The 18,181-nt window shown below is 35.4% G+C and carries 20 protein-coding genes; 11 read left to right on the forward strand and 9 right to left on the reverse strand.

Features of this window, described 5'->3' with window-relative positions:
* The first annotated feature begins 78 nt into the window (after positions 1 to 78).
* Entirely contained in the window at positions 79 to 855 is a 777-nt protein-coding gene (locus V7068_RS10145) for a sulfite exporter TauE/SafE family protein (protein WP_499712607.1), read from the forward strand.
* A 180-nt stretch (positions 856 to 1,035) separates the two neighbouring features.
* The gene (gene cls / locus V7068_RS10150) at positions 1,036 to 2,484 is read left to right on the forward strand and encodes a cardiolipin synthase (RefSeq protein ID WP_499712608.1); all 1,449 of its coding nucleotides are present in this window, start codon (positions 1,036 to 1,038) and stop codon (positions 2,482 to 2,484) included.
* Between the two features lie 55 nt (positions 2,485 to 2,539).
* On the opposite strand, the gene V7068_RS10155 is transcribed toward cls, so the two are convergent.
* Positions 2,540 to 3,313, reverse strand: a complete 774-nt coding sequence (locus V7068_RS10155; RefSeq protein ID WP_499712609.1) for a DeoR/GlpR family DNA-binding transcription regulator — start codon at positions 3,311 to 3,313, stop codon at positions 2,540 to 2,542.
* A gap of 243 nt (positions 3,314 to 3,556) precedes the next feature.
* On the opposite strand from V7068_RS10155, the gene phnX reads away from it, so the two are divergent.
* Genes phnX through phnE form a run of 5 tightly spaced genes read left to right on the forward strand, consistent with a single transcriptional unit; the run spans position 3,557 to position 8,030 of the window.
* A complete protein-coding gene (gene phnX, locus V7068_RS10160; RefSeq protein ID WP_499712610.1) occupies positions 3,557 to 4,417 on the forward strand; it encodes a phosphonoacetaldehyde hydrolase in 861 nt (286 codons plus the stop codon).
* Positions 4,393 to 5,550, forward strand: a complete 1,158-nt coding sequence (locus tag V7068_RS10165; protein ID WP_499712611.1) for a phosphonoacetaldehyde reductase — start codon at positions 4,393 to 4,395, stop codon at positions 5,548 to 5,550. Before phnX ends, V7068_RS10165 begins: the two co-directional genes overlap by 25 nt.
* Positions 5,547 to 6,434, forward strand: a complete 888-nt coding sequence (gene phnD, locus V7068_RS10170) for a phosphonate ABC transporter substrate-binding protein (RefSeq protein WP_499712612.1) — start codon at positions 5,547 to 5,549, stop codon at positions 6,432 to 6,434. The genes V7068_RS10165 and phnD overlap by 4 nt, the downstream gene beginning before the upstream one ends.
* A 26-nt stretch (positions 6,435 to 6,460) precedes the next feature.
* The gene (gene phnC / locus V7068_RS10175) at positions 6,461 to 7,243 is read left to right on the forward strand and encodes a phosphonate ABC transporter ATP-binding protein (RefSeq protein WP_499712613.1); all 783 of its coding nucleotides are present in this window, start codon (positions 6,461 to 6,463) and stop codon (positions 7,241 to 7,243) included.
* Positions 7,230 to 8,030 carry a phosphonate ABC transporter, permease protein PhnE gene (gene phnE, locus V7068_RS10180; RefSeq protein WP_499712614.1) on the forward strand — a complete coding sequence of 267 codons (801 nt, stop codon included), beginning with the start codon at positions 7,230 to 7,232 and terminating at the stop codon, positions 8,028 to 8,030. The genes phnC and phnE overlap by 14 nt, the downstream gene beginning before the upstream one ends.
* A gap of 456 nt (positions 8,031 to 8,486) precedes the next feature.
* On the opposite strand, the gene hbs is transcribed toward phnE, so the two are convergent.
* Positions 8,487 to 8,759 (reverse strand): non-specific DNA-binding protein Hbs, encoded by a 273-nt coding sequence (gene hbs / locus V7068_RS10185; protein ID WP_127760671.1) that lies wholly within the window; start codon positions 8,757 to 8,759, stop codon positions 8,487 to 8,489.
* A gap of 280 nt (positions 8,760 to 9,039) precedes the next feature.
* On the opposite strand from hbs, the gene V7068_RS10190 reads away from it, so the two are divergent.
* The 3 genes from V7068_RS10190 (at position 9,040) to V7068_RS10200 (ending at position 10,831) form a co-directional block, all read left to right on the forward strand.
* Complete coding sequence (locus V7068_RS10190) at positions 9,040 to 9,549, forward strand: DUF6773 family protein (protein ID WP_499712615.1); 510 nt, start codon at positions 9,040 to 9,042, stop codon at positions 9,547 to 9,549.
* A gap of 10 nt (positions 9,550 to 9,559) precedes the next feature.
* Positions 9,560 to 9,763, forward strand: a complete 204-nt coding sequence (locus tag V7068_RS10195; protein WP_127760669.1) for a helix-turn-helix transcriptional regulator — start codon at positions 9,560 to 9,562, stop codon at positions 9,761 to 9,763.
* A 216-nt stretch (positions 9,764 to 9,979) separates the two neighbouring features.
* Positions 9,980 to 10,831: a metallophosphoesterase gene (locus V7068_RS10200; protein WP_499712616.1), complete on the forward strand. Its 852-nt coding sequence runs from the start codon at positions 9,980 to 9,982 to the stop codon at positions 10,829 to 10,831.
* A 333-nt stretch (positions 10,832 to 11,164) separates the two neighbouring features.
* Here the strand turns inward: V7068_RS10200 and V7068_RS10205 are convergent, their stop codons facing one another.
* Genes V7068_RS10205 through V7068_RS10235 form a run of 7 tightly spaced genes read right to left on the reverse strand, consistent with a single transcriptional unit; the run spans position 11,165 to position 16,711 of the window.
* Positions 11,165 to 11,590: a GlcG/HbpS family heme-binding protein gene (locus V7068_RS10205; protein ID WP_499712618.1), complete on the reverse strand. Its 426-nt coding sequence runs from the start codon at positions 11,588 to 11,590 to the stop codon at positions 11,165 to 11,167.
* 36 nt (positions 11,591 to 11,626) lie between these two features.
* The gene (locus tag V7068_RS10210) at positions 11,627 to 12,895 is read right to left on the reverse strand and encodes a Zn-dependent hydrolase (protein WP_499712619.1); all 1,269 of its coding nucleotides are present in this window, start codon (positions 12,893 to 12,895) and stop codon (positions 11,627 to 11,629) included.
* 25 nt (positions 12,896 to 12,920) lie between these two features.
* On the reverse strand, positions 12,921 to 13,610 hold the full coding sequence (locus tag V7068_RS10215) for a DUF1028 domain-containing protein (protein WP_499712620.1): 690 nt from the start codon (positions 13,608 to 13,610) through the stop codon (positions 12,921 to 12,923).
* Positions 13,611 to 13,667: 57 nt separating this feature from the next.
* A complete protein-coding gene (locus V7068_RS10220; protein WP_499712622.1) occupies positions 13,668 to 14,099 on the reverse strand; it encodes a RidA family protein in 432 nt (143 codons plus the stop codon).
* A 21-nt stretch (positions 14,100 to 14,120) separates the two neighbouring features.
* Complete coding sequence (locus V7068_RS10225; RefSeq protein ID WP_499712623.1) at positions 14,121 to 14,684, reverse strand: FAD synthetase; 564 nt, start codon at positions 14,682 to 14,684, stop codon at positions 14,121 to 14,123.
* A gap of 33 nt (positions 14,685 to 14,717) precedes the next feature.
* On the reverse strand, positions 14,718 to 16,181 hold the full coding sequence (locus V7068_RS10230; protein WP_499712624.1) for a 4-hydroxyphenylacetate 3-hydroxylase family protein: 1,464 nt from the start codon (positions 16,179 to 16,181) through the stop codon (positions 14,718 to 14,720).
* Positions 16,178 to 16,711, reverse strand: coding sequence for a flavin reductase family protein (locus V7068_RS10235; protein WP_499712626.1), 534 nt, complete (start codon positions 16,709 to 16,711; stop codon positions 16,178 to 16,180). The genes V7068_RS10230 and V7068_RS10235 overlap by 4 nt, the downstream gene beginning before the upstream one ends.
* A gap of 441 nt (positions 16,712 to 17,152) precedes the next feature.
* Here V7068_RS10235 and V7068_RS10240 point away from each other — a divergent pair, with 441 nt between their 5' ends.
* Entirely contained in the window at positions 17,153 to 18,160 is a 1,008-nt protein-coding gene (locus V7068_RS10240) for an ABC transporter substrate-binding protein (protein WP_499712627.1), read from the forward strand.
* Positions 18,161 to 18,181 lie beyond the last annotated feature (21 nt).

The following is an 18,181-nucleotide window of genomic DNA, read 5'->3' on the forward strand; positions in this document are numbered from 1 at the left end:
AGCTTATTGTTGGTTTATACAGAATCAATTTGAAAAGGGACCCTTATTTGGTCCCTTTTCTTAAAGGGAGAGTTTAAAATGGATATAGGATTTATGATTGTTATTTTTCTAATTGGATTTATCGGCTCCTATCTTTCAGGGATGGTTGGAATCGGCGGGTCCATCATTAAGTATCCGATGCTGCTCTATATTCCACCTCTATTTGGCATTACAGCATTTAGCTCCCATGAAGTATCCGGTATTAGTGCCGTACAAGTATTGTTTGCCACGATTGGCGGTGTTTGGGTTTATCGAAAAGGCGGCTATTTAAATAAAACACTCATCGGCTATATGGGAATTAGTATTTTATTAGGAAGCTTCATTGGAAGCTATGGATCACGCTGGATGTCCGAATCGGGGATTAATGTCATTTATGGTATTCTTGCCTTGATTGCTGCTGTCATGATGTTTATACCGAAGAAGAATATAGACGACCAATCATTTGATCAAGTTACATTTAATAAATGGCTAGCAACAGGATTGGCGTTTATTGTTGGAATTGGTTCAGGAATTGTCGGTGCCGCAGGCTCTTTCTTACTTGTGCCGATTATGTTGACCGTGTTAAAAATTCCGACAAGGATGACGATTGCTTCTTCCTTAGCGATTACGTTTATTTCATCTATTGGCTCAACAGTTGGTAAAGTATCTACTGGACAAGTCGATTTATATCCAGCTGTTATTATGATTATTGCAAGCTTACTTGCCTCTCCGCTTGGTGCAAAAGCAGGTAAAAAAATGAATACAAAGGTTTTGCAAGTGCTCCTTGCGCTCTTAATTTCCGTGACAACAATAAAAATATGGCTCGATATTGTGTGAGCAATAATGGAGTTACCTGATTTTTTGCTGTTATAAAAAGAGGCTTTTCATGTTTTTGGAGGGCCTCTTATTTTCTTTTAGTGAAATGGTCCTTATGAAACGACGTTTATTCCTTTTTTTAATAAAGAATGAATGTTATCCTTAACAGAGAAGATAAAACTTGTTTGTGAGGATTTTACTATGTCAATTACATCGATTTTCCTTATTTTAATTCTCATTTTAAATCTTTTGTTTGCGACGATTGTTATTTTTATTGAAAGAAGAGAGCCGAGTACAACATGGGCTTGGTTATTAGTGTTATATTTTTTACCTGTTGCTGGCTTTGTTCTTTACCTTTTATTTGGACGCACATTACGCCGTTCCCATTTATTTCATTGGGAGGATAAGAAGAAAATTGGAATTGAAAAGATTTTAGATCAACAGTTAACGGGCTTGACAAATAACCAGTTTTTATTTAGGAATGATTCAACTAGAGACTATCGCGATTTAATTTATATGCATTTATGGACAAATGATGCCGTGTTAACGGAAGATAATGAAGTTTCAATTTTTACGGATGGTAAGCAAAAGTTCGAGCAATTGTTTAAAGATATTGCGCAAGCGAAAAATCATATACATATTCAGTATTATATTATTCAAAATGATTGCTTAGGGAAGCGGTTTATTGAAGCGTTAACAGCTAAGGTTAAAGAAGGGGTTAAAGTTCGTGTATTATATGATGATTTGGGATCACGAACGTTGAAGAAGAAGTTTTTTAAAGAGTTTCGCGAAGCCGGTGGACGAGTGGAAGTGTTCTTTCCGTCTAAAGTAAAGTTTTTTAATCCGCGTCTTAATTTTCGTAATCACCGGAAATTAGTCATTATTGATGGGAAAATTGGCTATGTGGGAGGCTTTAATGTAGGGGATGAGTATTTAGGATTAGTTCAAAAATTCGGCTATTGGCGCGATACCCATTTACGGATGGAGGGTTCAGCGGTATATGCGATTCAAACTCGGTTTATTCTCGATTGGAATCAAGCGTCTAAACATCATGATATTGTGTATCAACCAAATTATTTTCCTGTGCTTGAACCAAATGGCTCTATCGGTTTACAAATTGTCACAAGCGGCCCAGACTCAGAATGGGAACAAATTAAAAACGGTTATATTAAATTAATTACATCGGCGAAAAAGTCGATTTTGATTCAAACGCCATACTTTATTCCAGATTCCAGCTTGTTAGATGCACTAAGAATTGCGAGTCTTTCGGGAATTAGCGTGAAGCTTATGATTCCGAATAAGCCAGATCATGTGTTTGTGTACTGGGCGACGACGTATTATGCAGGGGAGTTATTAAAGACTGGAGCACAAGTATATATTTATGATAACGGTTTTATTCATGCCAAAATGATTGTAGTAGATGAAGAAGTTTCATCAGTTGGCACAGCCAATATTGATGTAAGAAGCTTTAAATTGAATTTTGAAGTCAATGCCTTCATTTATGATGAAAGTATTGCCCAGACGCTGACAGACGTTTTTTATAAAGATCTCGAAGTGTCCACAGAGTTAACGATGGAATTGTATGAAAAACGTTCTAAAAAAATCCGTATGAAGGAATCGTTATCGAGATTGTTATCGCCAATATTATAAGTATGAGAAAGCAGTCAGATTAAACATCTGGCTGCTTTTTTCATGGCTACGTAATTTAGTGAGGGGAAAGGATTCGAATATTAGCCTTGTTATAATCTTCTACTATATTTGAAGGGATTGAACGATCCGTAACGATAAGATCAATTTCCTTTAATGGACAAACATTAATATAAGAGGATGTTTCAAATTTTGATGAATCTGCTGCTACAACTTTATATTTTGTTCGTGAGAGAATCGTTTGTATAACTCCTACTTCATGAATTCTAAAATCTGTTAAACCGTTTTCAAGTGATAATCCATTTACAGTAATAAAAGCGATATCAATATTAAAATTGGCAAGAATCTCTTCACACTGTTTTCCGTATAGGGTGTACTCTTCTGGATTAAAAAACCCACCAGAAAGGATAACGTTGAAATGTTTATTAGCTCCAAGAATACTTAAAATACGAATATCATTTGTAATAATCGTTAACCTTTGAAATTTTTCCACTAATACTTTTGCTATCTCAATTGTAGTTGTCCCGCCGTTTAGAGCAATTGCTTGTCCTTCTTCAATTAATTCAACTGCTAATGCAGCAACTTCTTGTTTGTTTTCTAAATTTTTGACTTCTCTTTCATTAAAAAGTTTATTTAAAACATTAGTATTACTTTGTTTTAAAATAGCACCTCCATGAACTCTCTTTATTGTTCCTTTTTTCTCAAGCGTTTCGAAATCCCTGCGAACGGTGTCTATAGATACGTTTAATAATGATGCAAGTTCAGCAGCTTTTACAGCTTTGTGTTGTTTTAAAAAAGATTCAATTTTTTGATGCCGGTGTTCTTGTAACAAATTTCTGTCCTCCGATTTATATTCATTTGATAAAAATAGTTATCGTCCCTTAATTAAATATTAACATTTATTATAAAAAAGCAAAATAAAGCAAAAAAAAGCAGTTTGTAAAGTGAAAAGTCCATGTTTTCTATGTAAAAAACGTTAATGTTATATGAATAAAGCGTAAAACTCATTGTAAAACTGCAAAAAACGGATTAATCTTGCATTGTGAAGCAAAAAATAACAAAGCAGGTGAAGCTATTGAGTGAAAAAGTTGAAGCAGTCGTTTTTGATTGGGCAGGAACGACGGTAGATTATGGTTGTTTAGCTCCAATGAATGTATTTATAGAAATCTTTAAAGAAAGAGAAATTGTCGTCACTTCCGAAGAGGTTAGAGGACCGATGGGAATGAATAAGTGGGATCATATTTATGAACTATGCCAATTACGTAGCATAAAAACGCAATGGAGAGCAAAATACGATAAATATCCGGGGAAAGAGGATATAGATGAGCTGTATATGAGATTCGAACCCATTTTATTTTCTAATCTTAGGTCATTTGCAAAACCAATCGAAGGAATAATTGATGTAGTAAATCAGCTACGTAAACAAGGGATTAAAATAGGCTCAACGAGTGGTTATACGAAAGAAATGTTGGATATTGTAGCTGAAGAAGCAGCCCAATATGGTTATAAACCGGATATTAGGATTACATCAGAGGCAGTCGGCAAGGGGCGTCCATTTCCTTACATGTGTTATGAAAATGCGATTCAGTTAGACATTAATGGGATGCAAAAAATGATTAAAGTAGGCGACACAGTATCTGATATTCAAGAAGGCATACATGCAGGGATGTGGAGTGTTGGAGTCATTTTAGGAAGCAGCCTCCATGGTTTTAGTGAGAGAGAAATAAATTACATGAATCAAACTGATCTTGTCATGAGTATGGAAGCAGCTAGAACGAAATTCTATCAAGCTGGTGCTCATTTCGTCATTAATTCAATTAAGGAGTTACCTGAATCCATTGAAAGAATAAATGATTTATTGCAACAAGGGGTTTATCCTCACGAATATACAAAAAGAAGGGAAATGGAACAATGGGAAACTTCTATAATCCAGTAAAGGTAGTAATAGATCGTATCGATGTAATTGAAAATATGTTGAAAAATCTTGGCCCTCAAGTAAGAAATATTGTGCTTCTTACTAGAGGTGGAGATTTCTCAGATTCTCTACCTGCTTATACCTTAGTTAAGTGTCTTGAAAAATTTAACGTTAAACATATCGAAATAGAAATTTCTAATCCTGATATTGAAGATATATTTCATTATTATTTAGAAACTAAAAACTTTGATTTCCAATGCATCATCGGTGTTGGCGGAGGGAGTATTTTAGATATTTCGAAATCTTTGTCCGCATTAGCTCATATGGAAATTGGTTCTACTAATACACTTCGATCAGTGATTGAGCAAAAAAGCTATGTAGAAAATGAAAACATCGTTCCATGGATTGGAGTACCGACTACATCAGGCACAGGTTCAGAAGTGACTTGCTGGGCTACTATTTGGGATCGAACTAGAGGAGTGAAATTATCAATAGATTGTGAAAAGTTGTATGCACATACCGCTATTATCGATCCTGCGCTTACAACAACATTACCGAAAAAATTAACGGCTTCAACAGCACTTGACGCTTTATGTCATGCTACAGAGGCTTACTGGTCAAAGAACTCTAATGAAATATCAAGAGTATATTCGCTAGAAGCAATAAAACGTATTGTAGGCAGCTTGGAAAAAGTATTAAATCGACCTAATGATATTCAATTAAGAAATGAAATTGCTTTAGGAAGTTTATATGCTGGATTAGCTTTTAGCAATACAAGGACGACGGCATGTCATTCCATTTCTTATCCTCTTACTTTGAATCTTAGAATAGATCACGGTGTAGCAGCAAGCTTAACCCTAGCTAAAATAATGGAATTAAATCTTAAGAAAATTATTGAGAAAGATCAATTATTTGAAGCATTCGGTGTAAATCATTGTAAAGAAGTTCAACAGTTTATTGAGCATATTTATGAATGTGCTGGTTTCTCAAGTAATCTTAAAGATTACAATGCTAATCCGAAAATTATTGAATCTATAGCTGAAAATGCCTTTACTAAAGGGCGGATGGATAATAATCCTATCGCGTTAACAAAGGAAGATGTTATAAGCGTTCTTATGTCGATATTTAATGATCAAGGAGAGAAGGTAAAATGATGAAAAAAATAGTAACTGCAATCTTAGCCGTAATCTGTTTATTAAGTGTTGCTGCTTGTAGTCAAACTAATGAAGCTAATACAGAGAAGCAAGAAACTATCAAAATGGGAGTTATTCCAACAGACGACAACGCGGATGTTTCTGCAATGTATGAACCTGTAGCAGAGTATTTAGAAAAAGAAACAGGCATGAACGTTGAATTATTTTTAGCTAATGATTATACAGCAGTTATTGAAGCGATGAAAAACGATAAAATTGATATTGCGCGCTTAGGTGCTTTCTCTTATATTTTAGCAGCAGACCAAACGAAAGTAGAACCATTAGTAGCTGAAATCAGTAAAAAAACGGGAGATAAGTTTTATACAAGCTTACTTATTACTCAAAATGATTCTAGCATTAAATCTGTTAAAGATTTAAAGGGTAAAACAGTAGCTTTTGTCGACCCAGCATCTTCTTCTGGAAATTTAGTTCCAAGAAAATGGTTATTGGACAATGAAATTGATCCAGATAAGGATTTAAAAGAGGTTATTTATAGTGGAGGACACGATGCCTCTGTGCTTGCTGTAGAAAATAACAAAGTAGATGCAGCTTTTGTGGCCGTTAATATATATGAAGATATGAAACAAAAAGAGATGACCAAGAATACAGTCACTTTAGGTGAATCTGAAAAAATTCCAACTCAGCCTATTGTAGCACGCAGCGCTTTAGATGCAGAAACGATTGAGAAAATAAGAACAGCATTTATTGAGATGGATAAAAATGCTCCAGAAATTCTAGACTCCTTTAAGGAAGCTCAAGGATTTACTAGTGTAGAAGATAACGAGTATGATGGGTTACGTGAATTAGCTAAGTTATTAAACCTTGATTTAAGCAAGATGGAATAACAGATCAATTTTGGAGGAATATATGAATGATTAACATTCAAACCTTAAAAAAGAATTTTAACAATGAAACTGTACTGAAAGATATCAATCTAACTATTTCTAATGGTGAAATAATAGCTTTATTAGGTCCTAGTGGAGCTGGGAAATCTACTTTGTTAAGATGTTTAAATGGTTTTGAGCGACCAACGTCAGGCGTATTGACGATTAATGGGCAACCTATTCCAACACAACCAAAATCATTACAAGCCTTCCGGAAAAATATTGGTTTTATCTTTCAAAATTTTAATCTAGTAAATCGAATGACGGTTCTTGATAATGCTCTTTGTGGCAGACTTGCGTATACCTCGACAGTAAAATCATTTTTCAAAATATTCAGTAAAGAAGATCGTGAATTAGCCGAATATTATCTAAATAAAGTTGGCATTTATGAATATCGGCATAAAAGAGTGGATCAACTAAGTGGTGGACAAAGACAGAGGGTAGCCATTGCGAGATCACTTATTCAACAACCAACTATTCTTCTCGCTGATGAACCTGTAGCAAGTTTAGACCCTAAAACAGCTCACTCGATTATGAATTTACTGCAACGTTTAAAAGAGGAGGAAAATCTTACTCTTATTATGACCTTGCATCATGTAGAACTGGCAAAAGAATATGCCCAGCGAATCATTGGCTTAAATCATGGTGTAATCAAAATTGACACTTTATCTCAGCTGATCTCGGTAGAGCAATTGTACAAATTATATGAGCAACATGAAAATAACAGCGAACAAGAAATGAAAGTAGGTGAATTAATTGCAAGCTATTGATAAGAAAAGAACGACTATCCAAAAAATACTCAAGAGCAATATTAAAGTTCTGATTTATACTTTGCTATTTATGGCCGTTATTTATTGGAGTGCAATAGGTGTAAAGTTGAATGTAGTTGAACTAATGGAAGGACTTCCGAATATGTGGAACATAATTTCTTCCATGTTTCCGCCAAGTTTGGCCAATTTCGGGCAATATGTTTCTTCAATGCTGATTACGATTCAAATGTCTATTACAGGAACTTTAATTGCGATTATTCTTTCGATACCGTTAGGAATAGGAGCGGCACAAAATATGAGTCCACATTCATCCATTTATCGAGCTTGCAGATTTATTTTAAATGTGATTCGATCCATACCAGAATTAATTGTGGCACTTGTATTTGTGGCTGCCGTTGGATTAGGTCCTTTTGCAGGGGTAATGGCAATGGCAATACACTCGGCAGGAATGCTCGGGAAATTTTACGCAGAGGCTATTGAAAATATTAGTAAGGGCGAAATTGAAGCATTACAAGCAGCTGGTGCGAATAAGATTCAAATTTTACGATTTGCTGTATGGCCGCAGATTTTACCTGAGTTTATTGGAGTAAGTTTATATCGTTGGGAAATTAATGTACGTGCAGCAACCGTTTTAGGACTTGTAGGCGCTGGAGGGATTGGTTTTGACTTATTATCTACTCAGAGATTGTTTAAATATGAAGAAACGGCAACAATCATTATCCTAATACTAGTTACAGTAGTCATTATGGACAAATTATGTGCAAGTATTCGGAGTCGAATTATTTAATACCTTTAATAAGGTGGAAGAAAAAGATTGCTTTTAAGCAGTGTAAATAAAAAAATAAAGTTAATATATCGATAGTACTAAAAGGTGTTCAAAATTTGAGCATCTTTTTTTATAGTGTCTTTTCTTTTTTATGAACGAATGATTATATGAGGATTATGTTTTCTTCCTTGAAAATCAATTCATATGGTTTTGCGAAAGTCGTATTGAAAGAAGGCAGTCGCGGTGAAGCTGTCTGTACCTTGCAAAAGGGATTAAATGAGCTGTCTTAATCGAGAAGGGTTTTTTTATTTAAACTTGCAGGATTTCAAAGTAAGCGCTACTGTGCACGAATTTGATTAGTCCGGAAGTTCTTTCTTTTAATCAGGGAGAATGCTTGGCGAAGAAGTTAACTAAAGAAGAAAAGACTCTGGAGGTTGTCCCATTTCCAGAGTCTTTTACATTAAATGTATAGTAATTTTATTTAACGGCTTCTTTTAATTCCTTACCTGGTTTAAAAGCAGGAACTTTAGAAGCAGCAATGTCTATTTCTTCACCTGTTTGTGGATTACGACCTTTTCGAGCTGAACGTTCACGTACTTCAAATGTACCGAATCCAATTAATTGGATTTTTTCATCTTTAGCAAGTGTGTTAGAAATCGTTTCAAATAACGCATCAACTACTTTTGCAGCATCCTTCTGTGTCATTTCAGCTTGCGCGGATACAGCTTGTACTAATTCGGTTTTATTCATTTTGATACACCTCTTTTTTAGATACTATATGGAAACCAAAATATAACATAAATTTTCTTCGTTTGCCACTTTAAGGTGTTCGACTTTTTCTTTTTCTTTCTCTTCTCCAAATACTTTTATAAAACTTTTTCAATTTGTTGCTTTTAAATAAAGTTTAATCATTATTTTATTTATGAACTCTGCAATATATATAATTTATAGTGTAATATATATGTTGCAGAAAGTTAAATAAAGCATATAATAGTGGTGAGGGCTGGAATAAAACGGGAGGTTGATTAAAATGAATCTATTTAAACGAACGAAAAAAACGACGGATGAACGAATTGAAAATGTTAGAAATAAAATTTATAAAGAAATGTATCATGTTATTATGGCGATTTGCTTAGTTAGTTTTGTCGTGAAAATGTATAAGTATGGTGCAGGCATTGAAGAGGTAGTTCTAGAATTAGTGATTTTGATTGGAGGAGGAGTATACTTTTTAGCTCGTTCTATTTTCTTAGGGGTATTCTGGGATGAAGTCGAAATGCATGATCATACCAGCAAAACATCTATGAGTATGAAGACTATTTTTAGTAGTGTTGGTTTAGCTTTTATTATAGCTGTAGTGATGGGCATAAATAGTGCTGTATCCTATGCAGATAGTAGCTCTCAAGGTTTATGGTATTTTATATTAGTATCATTTGTTTCAGTTATAATCTATTTGCCTATTTTACTGTTCTTGTTTGGTGGTATATACTTGCTAGCAAAGAAAGTTAGTATGAAATATCAAGATGATGATAAGAAGTTGTAGGTGAAGTCTTTTGAAAAATATGAAATTGAAGCTTGCAAGAGTAGAGAAGGACTTGTCGCAAGAAGAGTTAGCCAAGATTGTCGGTGTTTCTAGACAAACAATTGGATTGATTGAATCTGGAAAGTACAATCCCTCATTAAGTTTGTGCGTTAATATTTGCAAAGCATTATCTCGTACGTTAAATGATTTATTTTGGGAAGAAGAGGTAAAGTGAAAGGTTTACTACCTCATCAGTTCAGGGAGCTAGAGCAAGCAGGAGCCAGGAATCGTTCTGCCGACTAGATGGGATAATGCCAGAAATCAATTTGGATTTATATAGTTTCTGTCCAAAATAAAAGAAAGACATATGGAGATAACATTTATCCCATCTATTTCTTGTAAAAATAACAGCCTTTTTCCTGTATAATCTGTTAGGAAGGAGGCGTGATTATTGAAAATATTATTGATTTTTGTTTTAATGATTATTCTTTATTGTTTCATTAAAAAAGCATATAAAAACACGAAAGATATCGTGATAAATAAATTGAAAATCAATGCACAATTATCGAATCAACACCATCCAAAATTAAATATTCTGCAGCTTTCTGATTTGCATCTTGAAAATATATCAATTTCCCCTAATGAACTGTATGAGAAGTTAAAAGATGAACCCATTGATTTAATTGCACTCACTGGAGATTTTCTCGATCGTAAACGTACAATCCCCAAGCTTATTCCGTATTTAAAAACACTAAACCAATTACAACCAAAGTATGGCATCTACGCTGTCTTAGGCAACCATGATTATGTACTACGCCCCAAAAATTTAAAGGTATTAATTGAAACACTTGAAAAATATAACTGTAAGGTTTTACAAAACGAAACGGACATCATTTCGGTTCAAGGTACACGAGTCAATATCATTGGTATTGATGATTTTAGTACAAAACGAAGCAACATTGAAGCTGCTTATGAAGGAATTACATTTGGAACAAACTTAGTATTAACTCATGATCCAAATATTGTTTTGAATATGAAGAAATATCATTTTGATTATTTGCTTGCCGGCCATTTTCATGGTGGACAAATTTGCTATCCAAAAGCGTATCACCTTGTAAAAATGGGGAAGTTGGCACGAATGAATATTATTAAAGGATTTCATATGCAGGATGGAAAGCCATTCTATATCAGTGAAGGACTTGGTCAAACAGGTGTTAATATCCGTGTAGGAAGCCGACCTGAAATGACTCTTCATGAACTAACATTGGAAATTGCTAATAGAGAAGCAATAAAAGTAATATAAGGAAAAAAAGCTGTTATTTATTAACGGCTTTTTTCCTTATTGGCTGTGTTTATTATGATACTATTGATTTTTGGGTCATTTTGTGGAGCCCGAGCTAAAATGAGCTAAAAATAAATCGTTTAATCAACAAACAATAGGGATAACATAGCCTTTTTTAAAAATGAAAAAGCTCAGAAGACGATGATTCAGCTTTCACTAAATGTCTGTATATACTTGATAATTTTTTCGTGATGATATAGAAGAAATTCAATTAAATTTGATTAAATCGTTATGTCATAAACCATTTAGTCATCATAAAAGAGCATCTCGGAGGATACTCTTTTATGATGCTTTTTAATTGCTCACTAATTCCAGTTCTTCAAAAGCTTTAATAGCTGCTTCAGCAACTTGAATATCGTTTGGTACGCTACTGCCGCTTACGCCGACAGCACCGATAACTTTTCCATCTTTAACGAGTGGGATTCCTCCACCGAAAACGACTATTCTTCGATTATTGGTTGTATTTAAGCCAAATAGTTCAGCATTAGGAGTAGTAGTACTAGCTAATGTGGATGTTGGCATCTTTAATGCTACAGAAGTCCATGCTTTGTTTTGAGCGATATCTATACTTGCTAACCAAGCGTCATCCATACGATGAACAGCAATTAAATTTCCACCTTTATCAACAATAGAGATTACCATAGATAGACTAAGGGTATTTGCTTTTTGTTCCGCCGCCGCAATTAAATGCTTTGCTAATTCTAAATTTAATTGAGTCATGAGAATCCTCCTATTCATTTGAAAAATAATTGATTGTTAGACTAGTTCCTGATCAATATTAAGGATGCTGTGTAACATTAGGTTTCCAGCTTTTTTAATATCATCCGCATGACTATACTCTTCTGGACAATGACTTTTTCCATCGATACTTTTTACGAAAATCATAGCTGCTTTTGAAATGGTTGACATATGTGCAGCATCATGTACGGCCATACTCGAAAAAGTCATATAGGGTTCTGCTAATTCCTGAGCGGTTTGTTGAAGAATATGAACAAGTTCAGAATCCAAAACAACGGGTTTTTGATTTAAAAAAACTTCTTGATGAACGTCTATCTTTCTTTTTTTAGCGATTGATTGCCAAACTTCTTGAATTGTGTGTATCGCTTTTTGCATTTGTTCTTCTGAATTTCCTCTTATTTCAAAGACAAAATCAACTATTCCTGGGATGATGTTCGCTGCATTGGGAGATACATTCAATGTACCGACCGTCCCGACTACACCATTGTCCATGTGATTGCAATAGTGCTCAATTGCAAGAATCATTTCTGCTGCAGCTGTCAGTGCGTCTTTGCGATCTTCCATCAGTGTTGTCCCAGAGTGATTTGGTTCTCCAATTACTTTTACTTTACTTCGATATGTTCCAACGATTCTATCTATTACTGCTACAGCCGTGTTGTTTTTTTCTAATCGTTTTCCTTGTTCGATGTGAAGTTCGATAAAAACCTTTTTATTTTTTTGCATTTCTATCATTTGGGGAAATTGATTAAGGTTTCCTCCAACTTTTTGAAGTTCGGAATGGAGGAATTGCCCTCTTCTGTTAGGGACATTTTTTAATTTGTCAGCTGTTAATCTCCCCACAAACGAACGACTGCCAAAAGTAGAGAGATTAAAATCATTTGTTTCTTCTGCAGTAAAGGAGACAATTTCAAGATCATGATTCAGTGTAATATTGTTGCCAATCAGGGTTTGTATGATTTCTTTTGCCATGAGAACACCTAAGGGGCCATCGTATTTACCTCCGTTTGGAACAGAATCCAAATGGGAACCTATTACAATACTGCCTTTCTTCTTTTGATTTCCCCTTTTTATTCCCCATATATTGGCCGCACCGTCTATGTTTACTTCTAATCCAATATTCTCTAGTTCTTGGATAAATAAAGTTCGTACATCGTGGTCAGCTTTAGAGAAACTGGGTCTTGTCACACCACCTTGAGGGTTTTTTCCGTATTGTGCATATTTATGAATGTCGGATAATAATCTGTTAATATTTATTTGAACATCTACTTTGTTTGTTGATTTCCTCAAGTGTTTCACCTGCAATTCTCTTATTCTATTTATCGCCTATTACACCGTAGGAAGGGGCGTGTTCCGGTTGGAGTGCTCTTGTTTTATAATCTTCAGCTTGATGTTTGTAAACCTCCCATAGTTTTTTTAAATCTCTAAGAGGAGAGTCACTATCATCGACACGTAAATCTATGTAGGCAAAAGGGATATAAGGTAGATAAACAAGAAGGGCAATGGAACGTTCTTGATCTAGCTCTCCACCCATGTTAAAACCTACTTCGATTGATGCGATTAAGCGATCGGCTAGAGGGAGATTTGTGTGGTTTATAAAGTAGCTTCCCATAGCTTTGGGGATTGTCGCATCACTTAAGAGATTTCCAATACACGCAACATTGTTTGTATAAAATTCTCCATGAACACCGAGTGCTTTTTTACCTGTAAACACACTAGCTTCACCATTAGCGTTTAAGACAGCTAGTTGTCTAAACTCTGGAAAGTCCGAGGCGGCTTTCATCGTTCGAATGGCAGCCTGGGCACTGTAGCCTTGCTGTAATGTAGAGAGTCCAATGTCTGCTAGACGAGGATCTGTTACATTTTGAGTCAATACTATCCCTACATTCGATTTAATCCAAGGACATCTGGCTCCAACGGCTGGGCTACTTGAAGTAACAATAGCTCCCAAAGTGTTAGTGGAATCGCAACGTCCTGCAACCGAAAATGTACTTGTTACTTTCATGGAAAATCCTCCTTCTAATAATTGTTGCTGGTTATCTTATAACTAAACCGTATTTCATTATTCCTTATCACTAATTACAGCTTCAACATCGATTTCTACTAGCATTTCTGGGAGTGCTAGACCTTGAACGACAAGGCCGGTACTAACTGGATACACACCTTTAAAATGCTTAGCGATTACACTGTATACTTCTTTACGATAAGAACGATCCGTTACATAGGTAGTAAGTTTACAAACATCTTCCATTGTTCCGCCGGCTTCTTCAAGGAGCTGCTTTATACACCGACAGGCGTTTTCTGTTTGTTCTACAACATCATTTTCTCCGTGGAAATTACCTTCTAAATCAAAGGCAGTTTGACCTCTCATATAAATATGATTTCCAGCACGTACGACCATGCTAAATTCATTTGTTACATGATGAGATTCTTCACCCATATAGGAAGGATAAAATTTGTTCGTTTCAAATTTACGATATCGTTTAATTTTCATTTATTTATTCTCCTTTCAACTTTAGAGGCTATTATTTTTTATAGAATAAGGTGTAAAAGTATCCCACCCAAGTAAATGTTGAGCTTCGGAATATTGACCTTCTTGTAATAGTCGGCGGATACGCGATGAAGAGATCATTTTATTATCTATACAGGTAAGAGGGGGGAGAACTTCTACTTTAAAATAGCGTCGCAAAATATCAATGTTGCCTTTTCGGTCTTTACCAAACATAAAGTTAGGTCCTTCCCATATTTCAATTGGATGAAGTTTTTTTAATTCTTCAATAAATACAGGAACTTCCTGTTTAGTAAAAGCTTCGTTAAATTTGCCGATTATGACATGATCAGCTCCTAAATGTTGAAGGAGCTGAAGTTTTTCTTCTAACGTAGTTAAAAGTGGACAATCTGTAAAATAGACTTTTGGAGGTGGATCAAAGGTATATACAACAAAGGGAACTCCCAACTTTTTTGCGCGTTCTTTTGTTTTGTTTAAAAGTAATTGATGTCCTTTATGGATACCATCTAGTGCGCCAATAGTGAGAACAGATTCGGGAAGCTTTATATTGCCTGAATTATGAATTTTCAACGATACCGTCTCCTTTCGAATCGTATTCGACTACTAGGCATTAGTCACAGGGATAGAGGGTTTTAAGTCTGCTGCTTTACGAACTAATTCGCGTTGTTTTTCCATGTCAAAATTGTTGAAAGCTGCTAGTTGTTGTGCAAATGGGGGGCTTTGAGCAAATAGTTCAAAGGTTGTTCGGTGTCCTGCATAAGAGGAGTTTAATAAGTCTCTAGCAAAATATAGTAATTTCCCTCTTTCTTCTGCACCCCAGTCTCCTACAGCATAATATTGGTCGATATAATCTTTAATGGCAGGGTCTGACATGGTAGTGTAATCAGGGGTGACAGCTAGTTGACCTCCAACCAGTTCTCTTGTTAAGTGTGCCATGGCAGGGAACTGTGATAAAGCGTATACTCTGCCATTATATAGAAGTGATTGATTCGGCATCATTAATCCGCTGGAGCTTTGTTCGGCATTTGCGACAGCTGCTGTTAGAAAAGCATTAATACCTTCTCTATATCCGATTAGTTGAGAGAGTTTTTCTTTTACTGCCTGCAATTGGGTGAGTCCCGTTTGTTCTACATTTAATGCTGCTACTCCAATTAAATAATCGGCTCTTCGTAACATTCTAAGTACGTAGTTAAAAGCTGAGTAACGATGTAGCGTAGAGCGGATATAGGCAGCAGAGGCTAATGAGCGATGAAATAGGACATTTTCCCAAGGAATTAGGACGTGGTCAAAAATGAGTAAGGTATCGATTTCTTCGAATCTTGTAGAGATTGGATAGTCTGTAGGGTTTTTGTCTTGACCAAGAGAGGTACGGCAAATATGTTTTAATCCAGGAGATCCCATATCGCAAATGAAGCCACATGCAAAAGGTGCCATTGTATCTTCACCGGCCGTCCAGTCTAATATAGTAGGCTTAACGAATGCTTGATGGGCATAGGCTGCAGCAGTCTCGAATTTAGCCCCCTTAACGACAATTCCTTTGTCGTTTTCTTCCACGACATGAAGGAGTGTGCCGCCATCTTTTCCGGCAAATAATTTACTTCGATCTCCTTTTGGATCTGTATTGGCTGATACATGGAATAAATCTTTTCTTGCTACTCGATCAATATGATATTCGATATTTTTAGCATAAGTTGGATCGATTTCATTTAATTTATCTTTTGCATCGTATAATGACCACATCTCACCAATTGTTTCATCCCCGACTCGGTAAACCACACCTCCAAGATCATCAAGAATTGTTTCTACATGTGTACGGATGGCCGATAAATCCTCTTTTGTCTTTGGGGCTTTGTACGCGCGTGAAACGATTTCACCGTCTTCTAATGTAGTAGTTAAGATGTTTTTATGATTTGGCTCATGTGCCATGTCGTACATTCTGGCTTTTACATTAATAATGGGTTTAAATGCTGGATGTTCAGTTACATTTGTAACCTTTTCGCCGTCTATGTAGACTTCACGGCCGTCCTGTAAGGATTCCTTGTATTCTTTTCCTGTCATTAAAGTCATACCGTTTCCTCCTTAGTTTTAAAAGTTTCTTGTTTTAAAAGTGTGAATTCACCAAACTGACCTTTAAGGTAGAGCAATGGATTTTCTGTTATTACCTTAGCTGAATGGACTTTTCCTAAAAAGACAGAATGTGTGCCCCCAGTCATTTCTTTATATAATTGACATTCGATTTGAGCTACTACATTAGGAAGAAGAGGATTTCCTAAATTGCCATATGAGTATACGAGGTCTTTAAATTTATCAGTATGAGCTTTTGAGAATTGTAATGCTAGATTTCCTTGTTGTTTTCCTAAAATATGAACGTTAAACGATTCAGCCTCCATAATGGCTTTTTGCGTTCCTGTATTTTGATTGACACAAACAAGAAGCAGCGGAGGATCTAATGATACGGAGCAAACAGCGCTGGCTGTTAAGCCGTAGTCCTTTTTATTATGTCGCACAGTAATAATAGAGACACCGCTAGCAAAGTTACTTATTATGGATCTAAAATTTTCAGAAGTAACTTGGTTTTGTATTCGGTTATCAACCATATACGTTTTTCACCACGCTTTCTATTTATATTCACTTTAGGAAAAATTCTCTAATTGTTCCTAAAATANNAAGTTTTGTAATTTTATATGTTAGAAAATCTAACAATTGTAATTGACAAAGTTGTTTTCAAGAAGTATAACTAATTTAAGAATATTTCCTTTTATGTTCCAATTTTGGGTTATAAACTCTTGGGATCTAGTGATATCAAGTGTTAGTAACCTGTTTGTAGAGGAGGGATGTTATTTCACTGCTTTGCATCTTGTGTCATAAAACATTACATAATTAATTAAAGGGGTACTTAAATTAATACTGTAATTTGTGAAGAATTCCACTAAATCTAATGATTTTCGGTCAGTCTCTGTTCATCAACCATAGTAAATAGTGGATCCGTGGTTAGTAGAGGTGTTTTTGAGAATTAGATAATTAGGGGGAATAAAAGAATGAGAAAATATTTTCTATTCATAACAATGATTGTATTACTAATGATTAGTACCGCTTGTCAATCTAGTAGTTCTTCATCGGTTAATAAAACTGATAATTCGGAAAATAACATAGAAGAGCTTAATATCGCTTTCTCAACGTGGGTTGGATATGCTCCTTTCTATATTGCAGAAGAAAAAGGGTTTTTTGAAAAAAACGGTGTGAATGTGAAGCTGATGAGAATTGAAAGTTCATCCGATCGTCTGAGTGCGTTGGCCGCTAATAAAATACAAGGAATTGGTGGAACGGTTGATTCCCATGTAGTAGCTGCAGCGCGTAATATACCACTGGTACAAGTAATCAGTACAGAAGAATCAAGCGGCGGTGATGGTATTATTGCCAAGAAAGATATTAAAAGTTTTAAAGATTTAAAAGGTAAGAAGGTCGCTGTGCAGACAGATGGAGGAGCTAGTTTCTTTTGGTTTAATTACTTGCTAAAACAAGAGGGTATGAGTATGGATGATATGGATATCCAAAGTATGAGTAGTGGTGATGCAGGTGCAGCGTTTGTCGCGAATAAAGTAGATGCAGCTATTACCTGGGAACCATGGTTAACGAATGCTAAGAATACAGATTTTGGCCATGTGTTAATGACTACTGCAGAAACACCCGGAATCATTGCTAGTTCCTTTGCTCTTCATCGAGATTATGTGGAGGAAAATCCAGAGCAAGTAAAAGGTTTCGTCCAATCTTGGTTTGATGCAATTGAGTACTTCAAGACAAATGAAGCAGACGCTATTTCGATTATGGCAAAAGCTATGGGGCAAACAGATGAGGAATTTAAGGAAGCTTTAGAGGGGGTTACTTTATACGATAAAGAGAAAACAATTGAATATGTTGGTACAAAAGAAAATCCAGGTCAATTGTACGAATTAACGACATTAGGAGCTGAATTATGGACAGAGCAAAAGATTATTGATAAGGAGCCGAATGTCGAAGATTTAATAGATTATTCTTTTATTGAATAAAGGGGGTGGGAAATATGCAAA

Source organism: Bacillus sp. JJ634 (genome assembly GCF_036962285.1).
GTDB lineage: Bacteria > Bacillota > Bacilli > Bacillales > DSM-1321 > Peribacillus > Peribacillus asahii_A.

Excerpts from the sequence above, each read along its gene's own strand:
- V7068_RS10205 (WP_499712618.1), bottom strand. The coding sequence starts at position 11,590 with ATGACTCAATTAAATTTAGAATTAGCAAAGCATTTAATTGCGGCGGCG.
- cls (WP_499712608.1), top strand. The coding sequence starts at position 1,036 with ATGTCAATTACATCGATTTTCCTTATTTTAATTCTCATTTTAAATCTT.
- V7068_RS10230 (WP_499712624.1), bottom strand. The coding sequence starts at position 16,181 with ATGACTTTAATGACAGGAAAAGAATACAAGGAATCCTTACAGGACGGC.
- phnC (WP_499712613.1), top strand. The coding sequence starts at position 6,461 with ATGATTAACATTCAAACCTTAAAAAAGAATTTTAACAATGAAACTGTA.
- phnD (WP_499712612.1), top strand. The coding sequence starts at position 5,547 with ATGATGAAAAAAATAGTAACTGCAATCTTAGCCGTAATCTGTTTATTA.
- V7068_RS10240 (WP_499712627.1), top strand. The coding sequence starts at position 17,153 with ATGAGAAAATATTTTCTATTCATAACAATGATTGTATTACTAATGATT.
- V7068_RS10190 (WP_499712615.1), top strand. The coding sequence starts at position 9,040 with ATGAATCTATTTAAACGAACGAAAAAAACGACGGATGAACGAATTGAA.
- V7068_RS10145 (WP_499712607.1), top strand. The coding sequence starts at position 79 with ATGGATATAGGATTTATGATTGTTATTTTTCTAATTGGATTTATCGGC.
- hbs (WP_127760671.1), bottom strand. The coding sequence starts at position 8,759 with ATGAATAAAACCGAATTAGTACAAGCTGTATCCGCGCAAGCTGAAATG.
- V7068_RS10215 (WP_499712620.1), bottom strand. The coding sequence starts at position 13,610 with ATGAAAGTAACAAGTACATTTTCGGTTGCAGGACGTTGCGATTCCACT.
- V7068_RS10220 (WP_499712622.1), bottom strand. The coding sequence starts at position 14,099 with ATGAAAATTAAACGATATCGTAAATTTGAAACGAACAAATTTTATCCT.
- V7068_RS10235 (WP_499712626.1), bottom strand. The coding sequence starts at position 16,711 with ATGGTTGATAACCGAATACAAAACCAAGTTACTTCTGAAAATTTTAGA.
- V7068_RS10165 (WP_499712611.1), top strand. The coding sequence starts at position 4,393 with ATGGGAAACTTCTATAATCCAGTAAAGGTAGTAATAGATCGTATCGAT.